Below are 16,654 nucleotides of genomic sequence, written 5' to 3' on the forward strand. Positions count from 1 at the left end.
ATGAACGAACTACTCGACGGCATCTTGCTCGTTTTCAATTTCCAGACGCTGTTTGTGATCATCATCGCAGCGCTGTTCGGCGTTTTCGTCGGCGCCATTCCAGGCCTCTCGGCGACCATGGCCGTGGCCCTGCTGGTACCGATCACCTTTGCCATGGATCCGGTCGCCGCCATCGCCGCGATCATCACCACTGCGGCCATGGCGATCTTCGCCGGGGACATCCCCGGCACCTACCTGAACATCCCCGGCACACCGGCATCAGCGGCCTACGTCGCCGACTCGGCCGCGCTCGGGCGCATGGGTCGTGCCCGCGAAGCATTGGGGGTAAACGTCACCTGCTCGGTGATCGGCGGTCTGACCGGCACCCTGGTGCTGGTGATGATTGCGCCTTCGCTGGCCGAGTTCGCGCTGAACTTCAGCTCCTTCGAATACTTCTGGCTGGCCGTGCTCGGCCTGGGCAGCGCGGTGTTCATCTCCACCGGTTCGGCGATCAAGGGATTCCTGTCACTGCTGGTTGGATTGCTGCTGGCCACCGTCGGCCTGGACCTGGTCACCGGTGCGCCGCGCTTCACCTTCGACGTGCCGGACCTGATGGCCGGGATCAACTTCATTCCGGTGATGATCGGTTTCTTCGCCATGTACGAGGTCATGAAGCTCTACGCTCAACCGCGGGACAAGGCCAATGACAACGGCTCGGCCCAGGACATCGCCCCCCAGAGCGGCAGCGTCTTCGGCCTGGTGCCGATGCACCTCAAGCGCTACTGGAAGAACGTGATCCGCGGCAGCAGCCTGGGCGCCTTCATCGGCGCACTGCCGGGTGCCGGCGCGGACATCGCCGCCTGGATCTGTTACGCCGTCAGCAAGAAACGCTCGAAGACGCCCGAAGCCTATGGCAAAGGTCATATCGAGGGTCTGGTCGACGCCGGCTCGGCGAACAACGCTGCGGTAGCGGGTGCCTGGGTGCCGGCTCTGGTGTTCGGCATTCCCGGCGACTCGATCACCGCCATCGTGATCGGCGTGCTGTACATGAAGGGCATGAACCCCGGCCCGACCATCTTCATGGACAACAGCGCCATGGCCTACGGTCTGTTCACCGCATTCTTCGTCGCCAACCTGATCCTGATCCCCATCGGCTACCTGGCGATTCGCAGCGCCCACGTCTTTGCCGTCACGCCAACCCGCGTGCTGATGCCGATCATCCTGTGCTTCTGCATCGTCGGCGCCTTCGCCATCAACAACAGCATCACCGACGTGTGGATCATGTTGATCTGCGGCGTGGTCGCCTACCTGATCGCCAGCGCCGACTTCCCCATCGCCCCGGCGATCCTGGGCCTGGTGCTGGGCAATATTCTGGAAAGCAATTTCATGACCTCGATGATCAAGGCCAACGGCAATCTGCTGGCCTTCGTCGAACGGCCGATCAGCATCGGCCTGGCGCTGCTGGTGCTGCTGATCGCCCTGTTCCCGTTGCTCGCCAAGCTCTGGCGCACACGCTACCCCGGCCCCCTCCCCCCGACCAAGGAAGCCATCGAATGAGCCGTATCGCCCCGCAACAACTCGAGCGCTTCGTCGAGCGACTGTTCCTCGACGCCGACGTCAGCCCGGAAGTGGCCAGCGTGGTCAGCCGGGTGCTGGTGGAAGGCGACCTGCTCGGCCACCACACCCACGGCGTGAAACTGGCCCAGGGCTATCTGCGCGATCTGCGCAACGGTCACGCCAAGGGCCAGGCCGCCAGCCTGCAGGTCGTGCGCCAGAGCCCGGCGGCGGTGCTCTACGACGCCGACTACCTGCTCGGCCCCTACTGCGTGGAACAGGCGCTGGACTTCACCGCCCGAGCCGCCCGCACCTTCGGTATCGGTGTGGCGACCATTCGCCGCTCGCACCATATCGCCTGCCTGGCCGCCTACCTGCAACGCTATACCGAGCAGAACCTGATTCCGCTGGTGCTCACCTCCGACCCGGCCGTGGCCTCGGTGGCGCCGCACGGCGGGCTGGACCCGGTGTACACGCCGAACCCGCTCGGCATCGGCATTCCCACCGGGGACAAGCCGGTGCTTATCGACGTCAGCATGTCGACCATCACCAACGGCCTGGTCAACAAGACCCACCAGGCCGGCGGCCAGCTGGAACACGCCGCGCTGATCGACCAGGACGGCCAGCCGACGCGCGACACCGCGACCTTCTTCGCCACGCCGCCGGGCGCCATCCTGCCCCTGGGCAGCCTGGAGTTCGGCCACAAGGGCTTCGCCCTCGGCACCCTGGTGGAAGCGCTGACCGCCGGCCTGGGCGGCTTCGGCCGCAAGGACGGCGTCAAGCAGTGGGGCGCCGCCGTCACCGTGCTGACCTTCGACCCGGTGTTCTTCGGTGGCGTCGATGAGCTGAAAGCAGAGATGGATCACTTCGTCGCGGCCTGTCTGGAAAGCCGCCCGCGCGTGGCGCAGAGCCCGGTGCGTATGCCGGGTCATGCCGGTATCGCGCGCCGGGCCAAGGCCTTCGAGCAGGGGCTGGAGCTGCCGGAGGATGTGCTGGCGGCGTTGCGCACCGCGGCCAACGAGGCCGGCAGCGATTGGCCGTTCTGATTGCTCCGATCGGTTAAACAAGGCTATGTCTGAGTTAACTGTTGCATATCCCTATACCCCAACGCCTCTTTCAAGCAACTCAACAACCACCGACTGAAGTCGGTGGGTTAGTGACTTACGGACTGAAAGTCCGGATACGCGTCGACTGAACGACGCGTCGGATCAGTCAGGCTCCATCCTGAAATTATCGTTCGGGCTCGGCTCAAAATGATGCTCCAGATACTGCTTGATCATCTCTTCCGTCATCTGCCCAACCGTCGCGCAAAAGTACCCGCGAGCCCAAAAATGCTGCCCCCAATAGCGCTTTTTCAGATGGGGAAACTCCTCGAAAAGCTTGCTCGCCGTACGCCCCTTGATCCGCCTCATGATCTCACTCGGCGCCAAATTCGGCGGACTGCTCACCAGAATATGCACGTGATCCTTGCTCACCACACCTTTCACAATCCGAATTTCAAATGCTTCGCACGTCTGTCTCACCAGCTCTCGCACTCGCTCAGCAACCTCACCGCTGAGCACCTTGTATCGGTACTTAGTCACCCAAACAAAGTGATACTCGATCTGGTAGACCGTATGACTGCCGTATCTGTAATCCATGCGCTTGCCCTCCAGCCCCGCATGGTGGCGCTAAAGCTCACCGGCTGAAAGCCGGTGGTTTTAACCTTTCGATGGAAAATCAATGGGTTGAGCTGTGTTTTGTAGCGCTCAAGCAGGCGACGCCAGCCCACTGGAGTCCTTCAAGGGGCAACGCGAACTGCCTCGACCGCCTCGTCGGCGCGGTGGCAGCGCCAAACGACGCGGACTGTCTGCCGAGCAAATTCCTGTGCTGGTGGTAAGAGATCGCAGTGGTCAGCAGGCAGACTTCAAGTTGGAAAAGCTGGATGCACAGCACATAGGGGAGCGGCTACGCCCGCTGATAGACGCGGATGCGATTCTCTGTACTGACAGCGCAGGTGTCTACGCCCATTTCGCCAAGGTTGAAGGCATCACTCACCGACCGATTAACCCGAGCCAGAATCGACGGGTTGATGGTGCTTTCCACATCCAGAACGTGAATGCCTACGACAGCCGACTCAAGAGCTGGATGATTCCTTTTCATGGTGTGGCCACCAAGTACCTAACGAACTATCTGGGCTGGCGCCGCCTGCTTGAGCGCTACAAAACACAGCTCAACCCATTGATTTGCTTGAAAGAGGCGTTGGGGTATAGGGATATGCAACAGTTAACTCAGACATAGCCTTTTTGTTTATACCCCGGGGTTACACCGGGGTTACATTTCCGGCAATTTGACCAGCTCCCCGAGCCCCCTCGATTCTCCGGTCAAAACTCAATCTGCCTCAACCGTACTCGACGTAAATTGCCACTCTGCCGCGAAACGGATCCCATGCCTCGGCACCTGCTCGGTACAGGCTGGCCGGGGCTGGTCTATAGCGCAGGCACGATCAGGGATCTGTCGAGTTCAGCTCCAGCGCTAGCCACCCAGTCATATTCCTGCGTCAGTGCGTCAGTGCGTCAGTGCTGCGTCGGTACTTATTGACGCACAAGCCAGCGCCTAGGCGCGCTGCGTTGCTGCGCAGGGGGGGGTATGGGGGGGTAGACCCAGCACCAAAGCCTGAAGTTGCTCGGTGTCGAGTTCGACTTCCGAGCCGTGCCGGATGCCTGGCCAATGAAACTTGCCCTGGTGCAAGCGCCGTGCGGCGAGCCAGATACCCACGCCGTCATGCACCAGCACTTTCATGCGGTTGGCGCGGCGATTGGCGAAGAGATAGGCGCAGTGCGGCTTCGCCGCACCGAATACAGCCACCACGCGGGCCAACGCGGTTTCAGTACCCGCACGCATATCCATGGGTTCGGTGGCGAGCCAGATACTATCCACGCGGATCACTGGGCAAGCCCCCGGACAAAGCGGGCGCAGCCGTCAGGATCGGACACTGGCCATTTCACTGTGACTGACTGCTCGCCAAGCGATAGCTCAATAATCACCGATGCTGCAGTCGGCCGTTTGGGCGTAGCCCTCAATGGAACGAACGCCGGCAACACCGCGGGTAGCTGATCTCGGTAAAGCGGTAGCCATTTTCGAATGACGTTGGCGTTGATGCCATGGCGGATGGCAACGCTGGAGACGGTCGCACCCGGTTGTAGGCATTCCTGAACGACCTGGACCTTGAACGGTTTGGGGTAAGAGCTTCGTTGGCGCATGGAAATCCTAACGTTAAGGACGAACGCGTCCGCTTAAAAATACGCGGACACCATCGCCCTTAATGCTGGAGTTCGGAAGGTGACTTGGCTGGACGCTTACCCATGACCGACGCATTCGCCTCGTTCGTGACCGGGATCTGTTCGATCAGCGCGTCCAGTTGCGACTCCCTGTACGCCGAGTGGATTGCCTGACGTGTGGGCGAGTGACCGAGCACATTTCCTGGCTGGCCCCGGCCTCACGGATGACCCGCCGGCTGTGCACCTGGATCGAAAGCCTGCTGCAGCTGCTAACCATCAGCCATGTCAGCCAGCTCACCGGGCTGCACTGGCACACCATCAAGACGCTGGACAAGCGGCGTCTCCAGGCCGCATTTGGCACCTTCGAGCCAGGCGATGTGCGCCGCCTGGTGATGGACGAGTTTGCCCTGCACAAAGGCCATCGTTACGCGACGGTGATCATGGATGCCGAGCGTACCCGTGTTCTGTGGGTTGGCCTGGGCAACAGCCGAAAGCCATACGCCCCTTCTTCGAGCAGCTCGGCAAACACTGCCAACAGATCGAGGCTGTAGCGATGGACATGAACACGGCCTTCGACTTGGAAGTAAAGCAGCACTGTCCACAGGCGGAAGTCGTGTACGACCTGTTCCACGTGGTCGCCCGCTACGGGCGCGATGTAATCGACCGTATCCGGGTAGACCAGGCCAATGCCTTGCGTCATGACAAGCCCGCTCGCCAAGTAGTCAAGCAAAGCCGTTGGCTGCTGCTGCGCAATCGAGACAACCTGAAGGAGGATCATGCTGTTCGGCTGCAGGAATTGCTGGCGGCCAACCAGCCACTGGCTACGGTCTATGTACTCAAGGATGCACTGAAGGAGGTCTGGTACGCGCCCAGCGTACGGGAGGGCTGGAGGCGCTGGCGAACTTGGCTTAGGCATGCTCAGGAAAGCGACCTGGCGCCGCTACAACGCTTTGCCCGCAACCTCCAGCGTTATGCTCGGGGCATCCTCGCCAGTGCGCGATTCCACATGCACACCAGCCTGCTGGAGGGGGTAAACAACCGGATCAAGGTGATCAAGCGCATGGCCTATGGCTTCAGGGACGTCGATTACTTCTTCCTGAAAATCAAGGCCGCCTTCCCCGGGAAAATGCGATGAACCAAATATTTGGCATGATCAGATCTCAGCTGAGCCGCGCTCTGCTTCAGAAAGATCTCGGTGTTTGAAGCCTGAGCCAGGGCGATCTTAGATCGTCTTTATTTCCAGATTATCGTATTCCACGCTGACCGGCTGACCATGCGATAGATCTGGCCAGTGGTCAAAGATCGAAATATAGAATTTCGGTTTTGTGCCTAAGGTGACTGCCCTTAAGTGCCCCCAAGAGTCATAGACGGTCGATTGGGTTAGAGGTCGGAAGCCTTGCCACACGGCACTTAGAGGCACTTAACTGTGCTTGCCGCCAACCAAGATTCCTGTACCGCATTGCCCTCCGAAGGAGGGGTCGTGGGTTCGAATCCCGCCGGATGCGCCAGATACCAAAGGCCCCAGGTGCAAACCTGGGGCCTTTTCTTTTGTTCGGGCGGCGGCTCCGCAGGGGGCTCAGATCACTCCCAGGGTCAGCGCCTTCAGCGTCGCGGCCGCGCGGGTCGAGCACTGCAGCTTGCGGAACAGGCTCTCGACGTGGGTGCGCACCGTGCTCGGGCTGATGCCCAGGTCGCGCGCCACTTCCTTGTTGCTCGCCCCGCTGCTGATGCGCCGCAGAATTTGCGTCTCGCGCTCGCTCAAGAGGCCGTTGCCCGCCCTGGCAGCCATTGGCCGTTGCTCGCCGCGCGCCGCGGCGATCACCGCCTGGCAGGCAAGCGGGTCGAAGCGGCCCCGCTGCGCCTCGTCCTGCAACAACCGCGCGGCCTGTTCCTCGCTGAACGCCGGGCGCCAGGGGCGTGCGCCACGCAGTGCCTGCCAGGCCAGGCTGGCGGCCAGCAGGCGGTGTTCGGCCTGCAGCGCATCGCCGGCGAGGGCGCGGAAGTAGCCGCTGCCATCGAGCCGCTCGTAGGCATGCGCGGCCAGTTGGCCCGCTTCGACCAGACCGCCCGTCTGGGCGCAGGCGCGCTGGGTCCAGTAGGGCACCAGGCGTACCTGCTCCAGGTCACCGGCGAGCAGCGGCCCCGGCAGGTTCCAGATGCGGTTGGCCACCGAGGCGCGGCCGATGCCGTGGAGCAACGCCGCCCGGCCCAGGCGCTCGACGCCCGCCTCCGCCAGCCCCCAGAGCCGCGCCGCCGCACGCGCCAGTTCGGCGGCCTGGCGCGAATAGCCGGCCAGCCAGGGCAGCTTGAGGTCGATCACGTCGCCCACCAGGGTCAGCGAGACCTGCGGCCCGCTGTCGGACGCAACGGGCTCGGGCTCGCGCAGCGCCTCGAGCCAGTCCCGCGCATGACGCATGAGTTCGCCGGCCAGCGCGGCCGGGTAGAGGCGATCGCCCTGGCCGTCGATCCACTCAAGCGCGGCGTCCAGTCCGTGCACGCGGGAGAGAATCTCCAGGTCGCCGGCCAGCACCACCTGATAGACCACCTCCGGCACCTCGGGATGGCGCAAGCCGGCGGGGCGGCCCTGGCCGTCGAACTGCTCGAACACGTGGCGCAGGCCCTGCTCCACGGCCGTGTCGAGGCCGAGGGTGCGGGCGATATCGCCGGCGACCTCGCAGTGCACCTGGGCCAGCGGCGTGGTGCGCAGCATGGCGCGTTGCCCCGCCGCATCCAGGGTTTGCGCAAGCATGGCGCGGCGCCCGCCGACGTCGTCGCCGAGCAAATGCATGAAGCCCTCGGCGTTGGCCGTGCAGCCGGACCAGCGCAGCAATGCCACCTGGCGGGCGGCATCCGCCTGCGCCCGATCACCACCGCAGGCCTGCACCAGCCATTGCGCCAGGCGTGCGGTGCGGCGCGACTGGTCGATGGGCTGGCCCATGCTCAGATCGCCGACCATGGCCAGCGCCAGCATGGCGTCCTGCAGCGCGACGCCCTCAGTCTCCTGCATCTTGGTTCCCCACCCCTGTTCTGCACATTTTCGCGCCGCCCTCGGATAAACGACCGATACCGGGGCCGGCAAGCCCGCCCGACACTGGCGTCTCCCACTACTCAGGAGAATCCGCCATGCACCTACCCAAGCCCCTCGCCCTGGCCCTGGCCCTATCCGCCACGCTGCTGAGCGCCGCCAGCCAGGCCGCCACCGCTCAGCCCGCGGTGGTCATCGTCCACGGCGCCTTCGCCGACGGCTCCGACTGGGCCAAGGTCGTGCCGCTGCTGCAGGACCAGGGAATCGCCGTCACCGTGGTGCAGAACCCGCTGACCTCGCTGGCCGACGACGTCGCCGCCACCCAGCGCGTGCTGAACAATCAGGACGGCGACGTGGTGCTGGTCGGCCACTCCTGGGGCGGCACGGTGATCAGCCAGGCCGGTACCGACGACAAGGTGCGCGGGCTGGTCTACGTCGCCGCCTTCGCGCCCAATCCGGGCCAGTCCAGCGGAGAGCTCTATGGTGGCTATCCCACCGCGCCGGGATCCAGCCAGATCGCCGCCGACAAGAACGGCTATCTGTACCTGACCGCGCAGGGCATGGCCAACGATTTCGCCCAGGATCTGCCACGCGAACAGACCGCGGTGATGAGCGCCACCCAGGGCCCGATCCGCGCCGCCGCCTTCGAGGAGCGCACCAGCGTCGCCGCCTGGCAGCAGAAGCCGTCCTGGTACATCGTCGCCAGCGACGACCGCATGATCGTGCCGCAGATGCAGCGCGACTTCGCCAAAAAGATCGGCGCTCAGACCACCGAGCTCGCCGCCAGCCACGTACCGCAGCAATCGCGCCCCGAGGAGGTGGCCAAGGTGATACTCCAGGCGGTGCAGGAGAGCCAGGCGCGAGCCGGCAAGTAACACCTGCCGCAACGGGCAAGACGCGCGCCAGCGATGGCGCGCGCCTTGCTCATGCCTGGGGGCGACTAGCCTCCGCGCAGCGGCGTATCTCGATCAGGCCGGCGCGCTGGCCAGCATCGAGGGACGTTGGGCAAAGGCCTGCTGGAACCGGCTCAGCGCCGGATGCGCGGCGCGCCAGTCGAGATCGGCGAAACGGAAATCCAGATAGCCCAGGGCGCAGGCCACGCCGATCTGCGCCAGATCGACGGGGCCCTGCAGCCGGTCGGCCTGGCGCTCCAGCTCGGCCAGGGCGCGCTGCACCTTGCCCAGTTGCCCCTCCAGCCAGGCCTGCGACTGCTGCTCGGCTTGGCGCACGGCCTTTTCGTAACGCGCCAGCAGCGCGGCGTCCATCAGCCCGTCGGCCAGCGCCGCCAGGCGCAACACCGGCCAGCGCGTATCGTCCTGCGGCAGCAGACGGGCGCCGTCGTGCAGGGTGTCGAGGTACTCGCAGATCACCCGGCTGTCGTACAGCGCCTCGCCGCCGTCGCTCAGCAGCACCGGGATCTTGCCCAGCGGGTTGAGCGCGTTGACCCGCTCGTTGAGGGTGGTCGGCAGCACGGCGGTGTCGAGCAGCTCGATGCGCGCCAGCAGCCCGGTCTCAAAGGCCAGCACGCGAACCTTGCGGGCGAAGGGGGAGGCGGCGGCATAGATCAGTTGCATGTTTCTACTCTCCTCATGGGGGCTCGGCGCATCTGCCGGCGAGCTCTAGCAGGCTGTTGAAAAACTACCTACGTTGCCATTGCTGCGTTAAAAACAGGCTCGTGCGCGAGTCCGATCAAAATGCTCATTTACAGCTCGTAAAGTCGCCTGTGACCCCAGCCGTCTTTCGCCTGTTTTTGCAGGGCCGCCATCGGTATTGCACTGGCTGCCTCGCCTACGTTTTTCAACGGCCTCTAGCCCGAACCACGCTCCTGCTCGGGCAGCGATTGGCCCTGCACCGGCGCCATTTCCAGGCGGTCGCGGCCGCGCTGCTTGGCGCGGTAGAGCAGCTTGTCCACCGCGTTGAGGAAGTCCACCGCGCGGTCCTGGGCCTCGGGCACCGTGGTGCCGACGCCGAGGCTGATGGTCAGCAGCGGCGCCACCGTGGATTTCTCGTGGGGGATGCGCCGCTGGCGCACCAGCTGGCGGCAGCGTTCGGCGATATGACGGGCGGCGGCGGCATCGGTTTCCGGCAGCACCAGGACGAACTCCTCGCCGCCGAAACGCCCGACGAAATCCCGCGGCCGGCTGGCGGCGCCGCTCAGCGCCTGGCCGACGCTCTTCAGGCAGTCGTCGCCCTGGATATGCCCGTAGTGGTCGTTGTACTGCTTGAAGTGGTCGATATCCAGCAGGATCAGCGACAGCGGCTGGCGGGTACGCTGGGCATTGGCCCATTCGCTGGCCAGCACCGAGTCGAACATGCGCCGGTTGGCCACGCCGGTCAGGCCGTCCTTGTAGGAGAGCTCTTCGAGCTGCTGCTGCAGGCTGAGCAGTTGCTGCTCGGTCTGCTTGCGCTCGCTGATGTCGAACATGAAGCCGATCAGCGAATCCACCTCGCCCTTGTCGTCGCGCACCACGTGCACCACGTCGCGGATCCACACGTAATCGCCGGCGGCGGTCAGCGCACGGTAGTCGGCCTCGTGATCGACGCCGTTCTGCGACTGCGACACGCAGAAGGCCACCACCTGCTCGCGGTCCTCCGGGTGCATGCGCGCCGCCCAGTCCTCGGCGCTGACCCAGCTGGACTGCGCCCAGCCCAGCAGGCTTTCGATCTGCGGGCCGATGTAGGCGAAGGTCATGGTCTTCCAGTCGATCTTCCAGGGGATCGCCTTGGTCGATTCGAGCAGGGTCTTGTAGACCGCACTGTCGGTCTCGATGGCTTGGTTCACGGGCAATCCTCCGGCGGCGGATACGGCTGCCCGTTCCTTATACACCAGGCCCGGCCACCGTCGGCAAGCGCCGCGAGGCTGCCGTCCTGCCTATCGGGATAACCGGCGGTTATGCCGCCGGGCCCCTGCCAGGGGGCTCGCCGGCCGGCGCGCGGCGCCACCCTCACCTTTGGCTATGGGCATAAGGATTATTCAGAGGCCAGCCGGCCGACCCCGCCCTTAGCATGGCCGCGCACCTGTTACCAGGCTGCACGCCCTGCGGCGCCAGAACCGCAGGCGGACACCGAGCAGATATCAGGGGAGTACGGCATGACCACAACAACCCGCCTCGGCGCCCTGCGCCCGACGGCCTTGAGCCTGGCCCTCGGCCTGGCCGCCACGCAGCCGGCGCAGGCCGCCAGCTTCACCATCGGCGAGATCGAGGCGCGCTTCGATTCCTCGCTGTCGATCGGCGCCAGCTGGGCGATGGATGCGCCGGACAAGCGCTTCATCGGCCGCGCCAACGGCGGCACGGCCTCGACCCGCACCAGCGACGACGGCCGCCTCAACTTCAAGCGCGGCGAGACCTTCTCGAAGATCTTCAAGGGCATCCACGACCTGCAGCTCAGCCATGGCGACAGCGGCCTGTTCCTGCGCGGCAAGTACTGGTACGACTTCGAGCTCAAGGACGAGAGCCGCCTGCTCTACGACATCGACGACAGCGGCCGCGACCGCGCCGCCAAGGCCTCGGGCAGCGAGCTGCTGGACGCCTTCGTCTACCACAACTACCAGCTCGGCGAGCTGCCCGGCAGCGTGCGCGCCGGTCGCCAGGTGGTCAGCTGGGGCGAGAGCACCTTTATCGGCAACGGCATCAACGCCATCAACCCGGCCGACGTCGCCGCCTTCCGCCGCCCCGGCTCGGAGATCAAGGAAGGCCTGATCCCGGTGAGCATGCTCTACCTGACCCAGGGTCTGAGCGAGAACCTGTCGATCGAAGCCTTCTACCAGCTGCAGTGGGAGAAGACCGTGCTGGACAACTGCGGCACCTTCTTCGGCGGCGACGTCGCGCCCCAGGGCTGCGACCTGGGCATGACCACCTTCGGCAGCGACTTCGACCGCGACCCGGCGGTGTACGGCTGGGTGCCGCGCCTGGCGGATCAGGAGGCGCGCGACGGCGGCCAGTTCGGCGTAGCGCTGCGCTGGCTGGTGCCGGCGCTGAACGACACCGAGTTCGGCGTCTACGCGCTGAACTACCACAGCCGCACCCCGGAAAGCGTGTGGCGCGCCGGCCAGCCGAGCTTCGCCGCGATCAGCGGCGCCCCCGGCCCGGCCAGCGCCCGCTACGGCCTGGAATACCCCGAGGACATCCGCCTCTACGGCCTCAGCTTCGCCACCAGCCTGGCCAACGGCACGGCGCTGTCGGGGGAGATCAGCCATCGGCCGAACATGCCGCTGGCGCTCAACGGCACCGAGGTATCCACCGCCGCCAGCGTCGGCCAGCTGAACGACCTGCTCGGCCTCGACGGCCTGGCCATCTTCGACACTGGCTGGGCTGCCACCGCCCCGGGCGGCCGGGTACAGGGCTACAAGCGCATGCCCTTTACCCAGGCCCAGCTCAGCGCGGTGCGGGTGTTCGATCAGGTGCTGCGCGCCGACCGTCTGACCCTGGTCGGCGAAGTCGGCTTCAGTCATATCGGCGACCTCGGCCCCAGCGACGGCTCCGACCTGCGCTTCGGCCGCAGCAGCGTCTACGGCTACGGCGTGCTGCCGGACTCGGCCAGCGGCCTGGGCATGAGCGGCAACCAGCTGTGCACCGCGCTGCTCAACAGCGCCAACCCGGACCAGTGCAGCGACAAGGGCTTCTACACCCAGCACTCCTGGGGCTACCGCCTGCGCGCCATGCTCGAGTTCAACAGCGCCATCGCCGGGGTCAACCTCAAACCCAACCTGGCCTTCGCCCACGACGTCGAGGGTTACGGGCCGACCTTCACCGAGGGCAACCAATCGCTCAGCATCGGCATCGACGCCGACTACCTGTCCAGGTACAGCGCCAGCCTGAGTTACACCGACTACTTCGGCGGCGACTTCAACACCAACACCGACCGCGACTTCGTCGCCCTGAGCTTTGGCGTCAGTTTCTGACGCCCGATAAGGAGCACGCCATGATTCACAAGCAGTTGATCCAGGCCGGTTGCCTGGGCCTGAGCCTGCTCGCCGCCCAGGTACTGGCGGCGGTGCCGGCCGACCAGCTCGCCCGCCTCGGCGGCGACCTCACCCCGGTCGGCGCCGAGCGCGCCGGCAACGCCGACGGCAGCATCCCGGCCTGGACCGGCGGTATCGGCCGGGACGCCGGCCAGCGCAACGCCGACGGCTTCCTCAGCGATCCCTTCGCCGCCGACCAGCCGCTGTTCGTCATCACCGCGGCCAATGTCGAGCAGTACCGGGACAAGCTCACCCCCGGCCAGCTGGCGCTGTTCCAGCGCTATCCGACCACCTACCGCATCCCGGTCTACCCGACCCGGCGCTCGGTCGCCCTGCCGCAGAGCTATCTCGATGCCACCCGCGCCAACGCCGCCGCCACCCGTCTGGCCGAGGGCGGCAACGGCCTGCTCGACTACCGCAGCGGCGGCCTGCCGTTCGCCATTCCGCAGAACGGCCTGGAGGTGATCTGGAACCATATCGGCCGCTACCGCGGCCTGGGCTTCCAGCGCCAGGTGGTGCAGGCCTCGCCGCAGGCCAACGGCGCCTACACCCCCAGCGTGATCCGCCAGCAGCTGGCCTACCCGGCCGGGCTGTCCGACTACGCGCCGCAGGAGATGGCCAACGTCCTCTACTACTACCGCGAGGAGTTCCTCTCCCCGGCGCGCCTGGCCGGCGGCGTGCTGCTGGTGCACGAGACCATCAACCAGGTCAAGGAGCCGCGCATGGCCTGGCAGTACAACGCCGGCCAGCGCCGCGTGCGCCGCGCGCCGCAGATCGCCTACGACAGCCCCGGCGCCGAAGGCATGCGCACCATGGACGACCTCGATCTGTTCAACGGCTCGCCGGATCGCTTCGACTGGCAGCTGCTGGGCAAGAAGGAAATCTACATCCCCTACAACAGCTACCAGCTCGGCTCGCCCAAGCTCAAGTACGCCGACATCATCCAGCCCGGGCATATCAACCCCGAGCACACTCGCTACGAGCTGCACCGGGTCTGGCACGTCAGCGCCACGCTGAAGCCGGGACAGCGCCACGTCTACTCGCGACGTGACCTCTACATCGACGAGGACAGCTGGCAGGCCGCCCAGGCCGATGCCTACGACGGCCGCGGCCAGCTGTGGCGGGTGTCCGAGGGCCACGCCAGCTTCTTCTACGACCAGCAGAGCCCGCAGTACAACGCCGAGACCCACTACGACGTGCTGTCCGGACGCTATGCGGTCAACGCCCTGTACAACGAGGAGAAGCAGGCCTACCGCTTCGACCAGACCTTCAACCGCAAGCAGTTCACCCCCAGCGCCCTGCGCGCCAGCGGTATCCGCTGAGCAACGAGCACTGCATCGCGCTAACCTCACGGCGGCTTCGGCCGCCGCTTTTTTGCCAGCGCGGCAATGGGCCAGCGGCACCCGGGCAGGTGCGGCTTCAGCCGCGAACCTGGCCGCGGGGGCGGCCCACAAGTTTTCTCCATGGGGCGTATTTTTTGCTTTAAATTCCGTCCGTTACCCTCACGTTAGCGCGGATATCCGATGAAACTGCACCAGCTGCGCGCCCTGCTCGCGATCTGCGAAAGTGGCAGCATCCAGGAGGCCTCGCGCCTGCTGCATATCTCCCAGCCGGCCCTGTCCAAAGGCATCAAGGAACTCGAGGCGGAACTCGGCGTGCCGCTGCTGGTGCGCTCCAACCGCGGCATCACCGTCACCGAGTACGGCGAGCGCCTGGTGCGCCGCGCGCGCCTGATCCTCGAGGAGGTGCGCCGCGCCCGCGAGGAGATCGAGAGCCTCAAGGGCACCATGGACGGCAAGCTGGCCATCGGCGTATCGCCGGTCACCCCCGGCGCCCAGTTCATCACCAGTCTCAACCGCTACCGCAAGCGCTACCCCAAGGTGCAGGTGCAGATCCACGAGCTGCGCCCGTCCAAGCTGATCGAGGGCCTGCGCGAGGGCCAGCTCGACCTGGTGCTGACGTCCCTGCCGGCCAGCCGTTGCAGCGACGGTTTCCACTGGACCGAGCTGTTCTCCCAGCCGGCGGTGCTGGCGGTGCGCAAGGGCCACCCGCTGGGTGGCGCGCGGTCGCTGCGCGAGCTGCTCGACGAGGAGTGGCTGCTGCAGGATTCGCTGGAGCTGTCCAAGGTCGGCATGATGTTCGAGCAGCACCGCATCGAGCCGCCGCAGCGGGTCATCGAGTGCGCCTCGGTGGTGCTGTTCTCCGAGCTGGCGCTGAATACCGACGCGGTCAGCTACTGGTCGCGGCGCCTGCTCGACCACGTGCAGAAGCTCGGCCAGGAGCTGCAGGTGCTCGACCTGCAGGAACAGGTGCCGCCGATGAACATTTCCCTGGTCTGCCGTGACCAGGAGCTGATGACCCGCGAAGCCAAGATCCTGGCCGACGAGCTGGTCTACGCCTATACCAGTCCGCACGCGGCCAGGCCGGCGGGCAGCGACGCCCCATAACCAGGGGCGATAAGCATGCGCAGAGGTGATTATTCAGCCTCGGCGCCCTGCGGCATGCTGCGCAGCACTGGCCGCCACCTCGCCCGCTGCGCAGGTGGCTCGCCCCCAGCCTGCCACGGAGCCCCGCATGACCCAGCCCACCCCCTCGCGCCGGATTCTGGTGGTCGCCCTGCTGATGGCGGTGATGATCATCAGCGTGCTGGACAAGACCATCTTCGCCTTCGCCGGCCCGCAGATCATCGACGAGCTGCAGCTGTCGCCGGAGCAGTTCGGCTTCATCGGCAGCGCGTTCTTCTTCCTCTATTCGATTTCCGGGGTGCTGGTGGGGTTTCTCGCCAACCGCCTGCCGAGCCGCTGGATTCTCTCCGGCATGTCGCTGGTGTGGATGGCCGCGCAGCTGCTCACCGCGCTGGCGACCAGCTTCTACACCCTGGTCGCCAGCCGCCTGCTGCTCGGCGCCGGCTGCGGCCCGGGCACCGCGGTGACCCAGCACGCCTGCTTCAAGTGGTACGCACCGCGCGAGCGGGTGCTGCCGGCAGCATTGATTCAGGTGGCGATCATGCTCGGTGCCATCGCGGGCGCCCTGGCCCTGCCGCTGCTGATCGAGCGCCTGGGCTGGCGCGCCGGCTACCTGCTGCTGGCCGGCGTCGGCCTGCTCTGGCTGCTGCTGTGGCAGCTGTGCGGCCGCGAGGGCCAGTACGACGACGCCAATGACGACAGCGGCGGCGCCGCTCTGCCGTACCGCCACCTGCTGCTCAACCGCACCTTCGTCGGCATCACCCTGATCGCCTTCTGCAGCTACCTGCCCAACGCCCTGCTCTACAGCTGGCTGCCCACCTACCTGCAGAAGGGCCTGGGGCTGACGCCGATGCAGTCCGGCTACCTGGTGCTGTCCACCACCCTCGGCGTGATCGTCCTCAACCTGCTGGTTTCCAGCCTGTCGCAACGGGCCCTGCAACGCGGCGCCAGCGTGCGCGCGGCGATGGTCATGCCGCCGCTGCTGGCCTGCCTGGTCGCCGCCCTGGCCTTCGCCCTGATGGGCCTGAGCGCCACCGGCCTGGCCGCCACCCTGGGGCTGTTCCTCGTCGGCGGCATCCTGGTCAACCTGCTCTCGGCCTTCGGCTACAGCATCGTCGCCTACATAGTCCCGGCACGGCAGCGCGGCAGCATGCTGGCCATCCATATCGGTCTGCTGACCAGCGCCGGCATGCTCGCCCCCCACCTGGTCGGCCAGGCCATCGGCTGGCAGGGCGGCGACCTGGTCGCCGGCTTCGAGCTGGCCATCGGCCTGTTCGGCCTCGCCCTGCTGGCCAGCACCCTGCTCGGCCTGCTGCTGGTCGACCCGGAGCGCAGCCGCCGCGACCTGGCCGTGCCTGCCGACACCCCCGAATCCACCCCCGCGCCGGCCCCGAGCCAGGCCTGAGTC

General features: G+C 66.0%; 13 protein-coding genes and 2 pseudogenes. 9 read left to right on the forward strand and 6 right to left on the reverse strand.

What is annotated here, in order from left to right; translation table 11 throughout:
* Together ACIGFL_RS17805 and ACIGFL_RS17810 are read left to right on the forward strand one after the other, a co-directional pair.
* Complete coding sequence (locus ACIGFL_RS17805) at positions 1-1,536, forward strand: tripartite tricarboxylate transporter permease (protein WP_397498021.1); 1,536 nt, start codon at positions 1-3, stop codon at positions 1,534-1,536.
* Positions 1,533-2,579, forward strand: a complete 1,047-nt coding sequence (locus tag ACIGFL_RS17810) for an Ldh family oxidoreductase (protein WP_397498022.1) — start codon at positions 1,533-1,535, stop codon at positions 2,577-2,579. The genes ACIGFL_RS17805 and ACIGFL_RS17810 overlap by 4 nt, the downstream gene beginning before the upstream one ends.
* 162 nt (positions 2,580-2,741) lie before the next feature.
* On the opposite strand, the gene tnpA (ACIGFL_RS17815) is transcribed toward ACIGFL_RS17810, so the two are convergent.
* Positions 2,742-3,173, reverse strand: coding sequence for an IS200/IS605 family transposase (gene tnpA / locus ACIGFL_RS17815; protein ID WP_003460108.1), 432 nt, complete (start codon positions 3,171-3,173; stop codon positions 2,742-2,744).
* A 127-nt stretch (positions 3,174-3,300) separates the two neighbouring features.
* Here tnpA (ACIGFL_RS17815) and ACIGFL_RS17820 point away from each other — a divergent pair.
* Positions 3,301-3,813, forward strand: a pseudogene (locus tag ACIGFL_RS17820) (IS1595-like element ISAchd1 family transposase); the annotation flags it as partial.
* A gap of 315 nt (positions 3,814-4,128) precedes the next feature.
* Here the strand turns inward: ACIGFL_RS17820 and tnpB are convergent.
* The gene (gene tnpB / locus ACIGFL_RS17825; protein ID WP_397498023.1) at positions 4,129-4,452 is read right to left on the reverse strand and encodes an IS66 family insertion sequence element accessory protein TnpB; all 324 of its coding nucleotides are present in this window, start codon (positions 4,450-4,452) and stop codon (positions 4,129-4,131) included.
* Positions 4,453-4,457: 5 nt separating this feature from the next.
* Entirely contained in the window at positions 4,458-4,775 is a 318-nt protein-coding gene (tnpA, locus tag ACIGFL_RS17830; protein ID WP_397498024.1) for an IS66-like element accessory protein TnpA, read from the reverse strand.
* A gap of 95 nt (positions 4,776-4,870) precedes the next feature.
* Between tnpA (ACIGFL_RS17830) and ACIGFL_RS17835 the strand changes: the two are divergent.
* Positions 4,871-5,928: pseudogene (locus ACIGFL_RS17835) on the forward strand (ISL3 family transposase); the annotation flags it as partial.
* A 441-nt stretch (positions 5,929-6,369) separates the two neighbouring features.
* Here the strand turns inward: ACIGFL_RS17835 and ACIGFL_RS17840 are convergent.
* Positions 6,370-7,800 carry an HD domain-containing phosphohydrolase gene (locus ACIGFL_RS17840; protein WP_397498025.1) on the reverse strand — a complete coding sequence of 477 codons (1,431 nt, stop codon included), beginning with the start codon at positions 7,798-7,800 and terminating at the stop codon, positions 6,370-6,372.
* A gap of 116 nt (positions 7,801-7,916) precedes the next feature.
* On the opposite strand from ACIGFL_RS17840, the gene ACIGFL_RS17845 reads away from it, so the two are divergent.
* Positions 7,917-8,693, forward strand: a complete 777-nt coding sequence (locus ACIGFL_RS17845; protein WP_397498026.1) for an alpha/beta fold hydrolase — start codon at positions 7,917-7,919, stop codon at positions 8,691-8,693.
* Positions 8,694-8,786: 93 nt separating this feature from the next.
* Here ACIGFL_RS17845 and ACIGFL_RS17850 read toward each other — a convergent pair whose 3' ends face one another.
* Together ACIGFL_RS17850 and ACIGFL_RS17855 are read right to left on the reverse strand one after the other, a co-directional pair.
* Positions 8,787-9,392 (reverse strand): glutathione S-transferase, encoded by a 606-nt coding sequence (locus tag ACIGFL_RS17850; protein WP_397498027.1) that lies wholly within the window; start codon positions 9,390-9,392, stop codon positions 8,787-8,789.
* A 233-nt stretch (positions 9,393-9,625) separates the two neighbouring features.
* Positions 9,626-10,600, reverse strand: coding sequence for a sensor domain-containing diguanylate cyclase (locus tag ACIGFL_RS17855; RefSeq protein ID WP_397498028.1), 975 nt, complete (start codon positions 10,598-10,600; stop codon positions 9,626-9,628).
* A gap of 309 nt (positions 10,601-10,909) precedes the next feature.
* On the opposite strand from ACIGFL_RS17855, the gene ACIGFL_RS17860 reads away from it, so the two are divergent.
* From ACIGFL_RS17860 to ACIGFL_RS17875, 4 genes are all read left to right on the forward strand, one after another.
* On the forward strand, positions 10,910-12,721 hold the full coding sequence (locus tag ACIGFL_RS17860; protein WP_397498029.1) for a DUF1302 domain-containing protein: 1,812 nt from the start codon (positions 10,910-10,912) through the stop codon (positions 12,719-12,721).
* 20 nt (positions 12,722-12,741) lie between these two features.
* Positions 12,742-14,103: a DUF1329 domain-containing protein gene (locus tag ACIGFL_RS17865; protein WP_397498030.1), complete on the forward strand. Its 1,362-nt coding sequence runs from the start codon at positions 12,742-12,744 to the stop codon at positions 14,101-14,103.
* 201 nt (positions 14,104-14,304) lie between these two features.
* Complete coding sequence (locus ACIGFL_RS17870) at positions 14,305-15,228, forward strand: LysR family transcriptional regulator (protein WP_397498031.1); 924 nt, start codon at positions 14,305-14,307, stop codon at positions 15,226-15,228.
* Between the two features lie 127 nt (positions 15,229-15,355).
* The gene (locus ACIGFL_RS17875; RefSeq protein WP_397498032.1) at positions 15,356-16,651 is read left to right on the forward strand and encodes an MFS transporter; all 1,296 of its coding nucleotides are present in this window, start codon (positions 15,356-15,358) and stop codon (positions 16,649-16,651) included.
* Positions 16,652-16,654 lie beyond the last annotated feature (3 nt).

This window comes from Pseudomonas sp. NPDC077649 (genome assembly GCF_044542855.1).
Lineage (GTDB): Bacteria > Pseudomonadota > Gammaproteobacteria > Pseudomonadales > Pseudomonadaceae > Aquipseudomonas.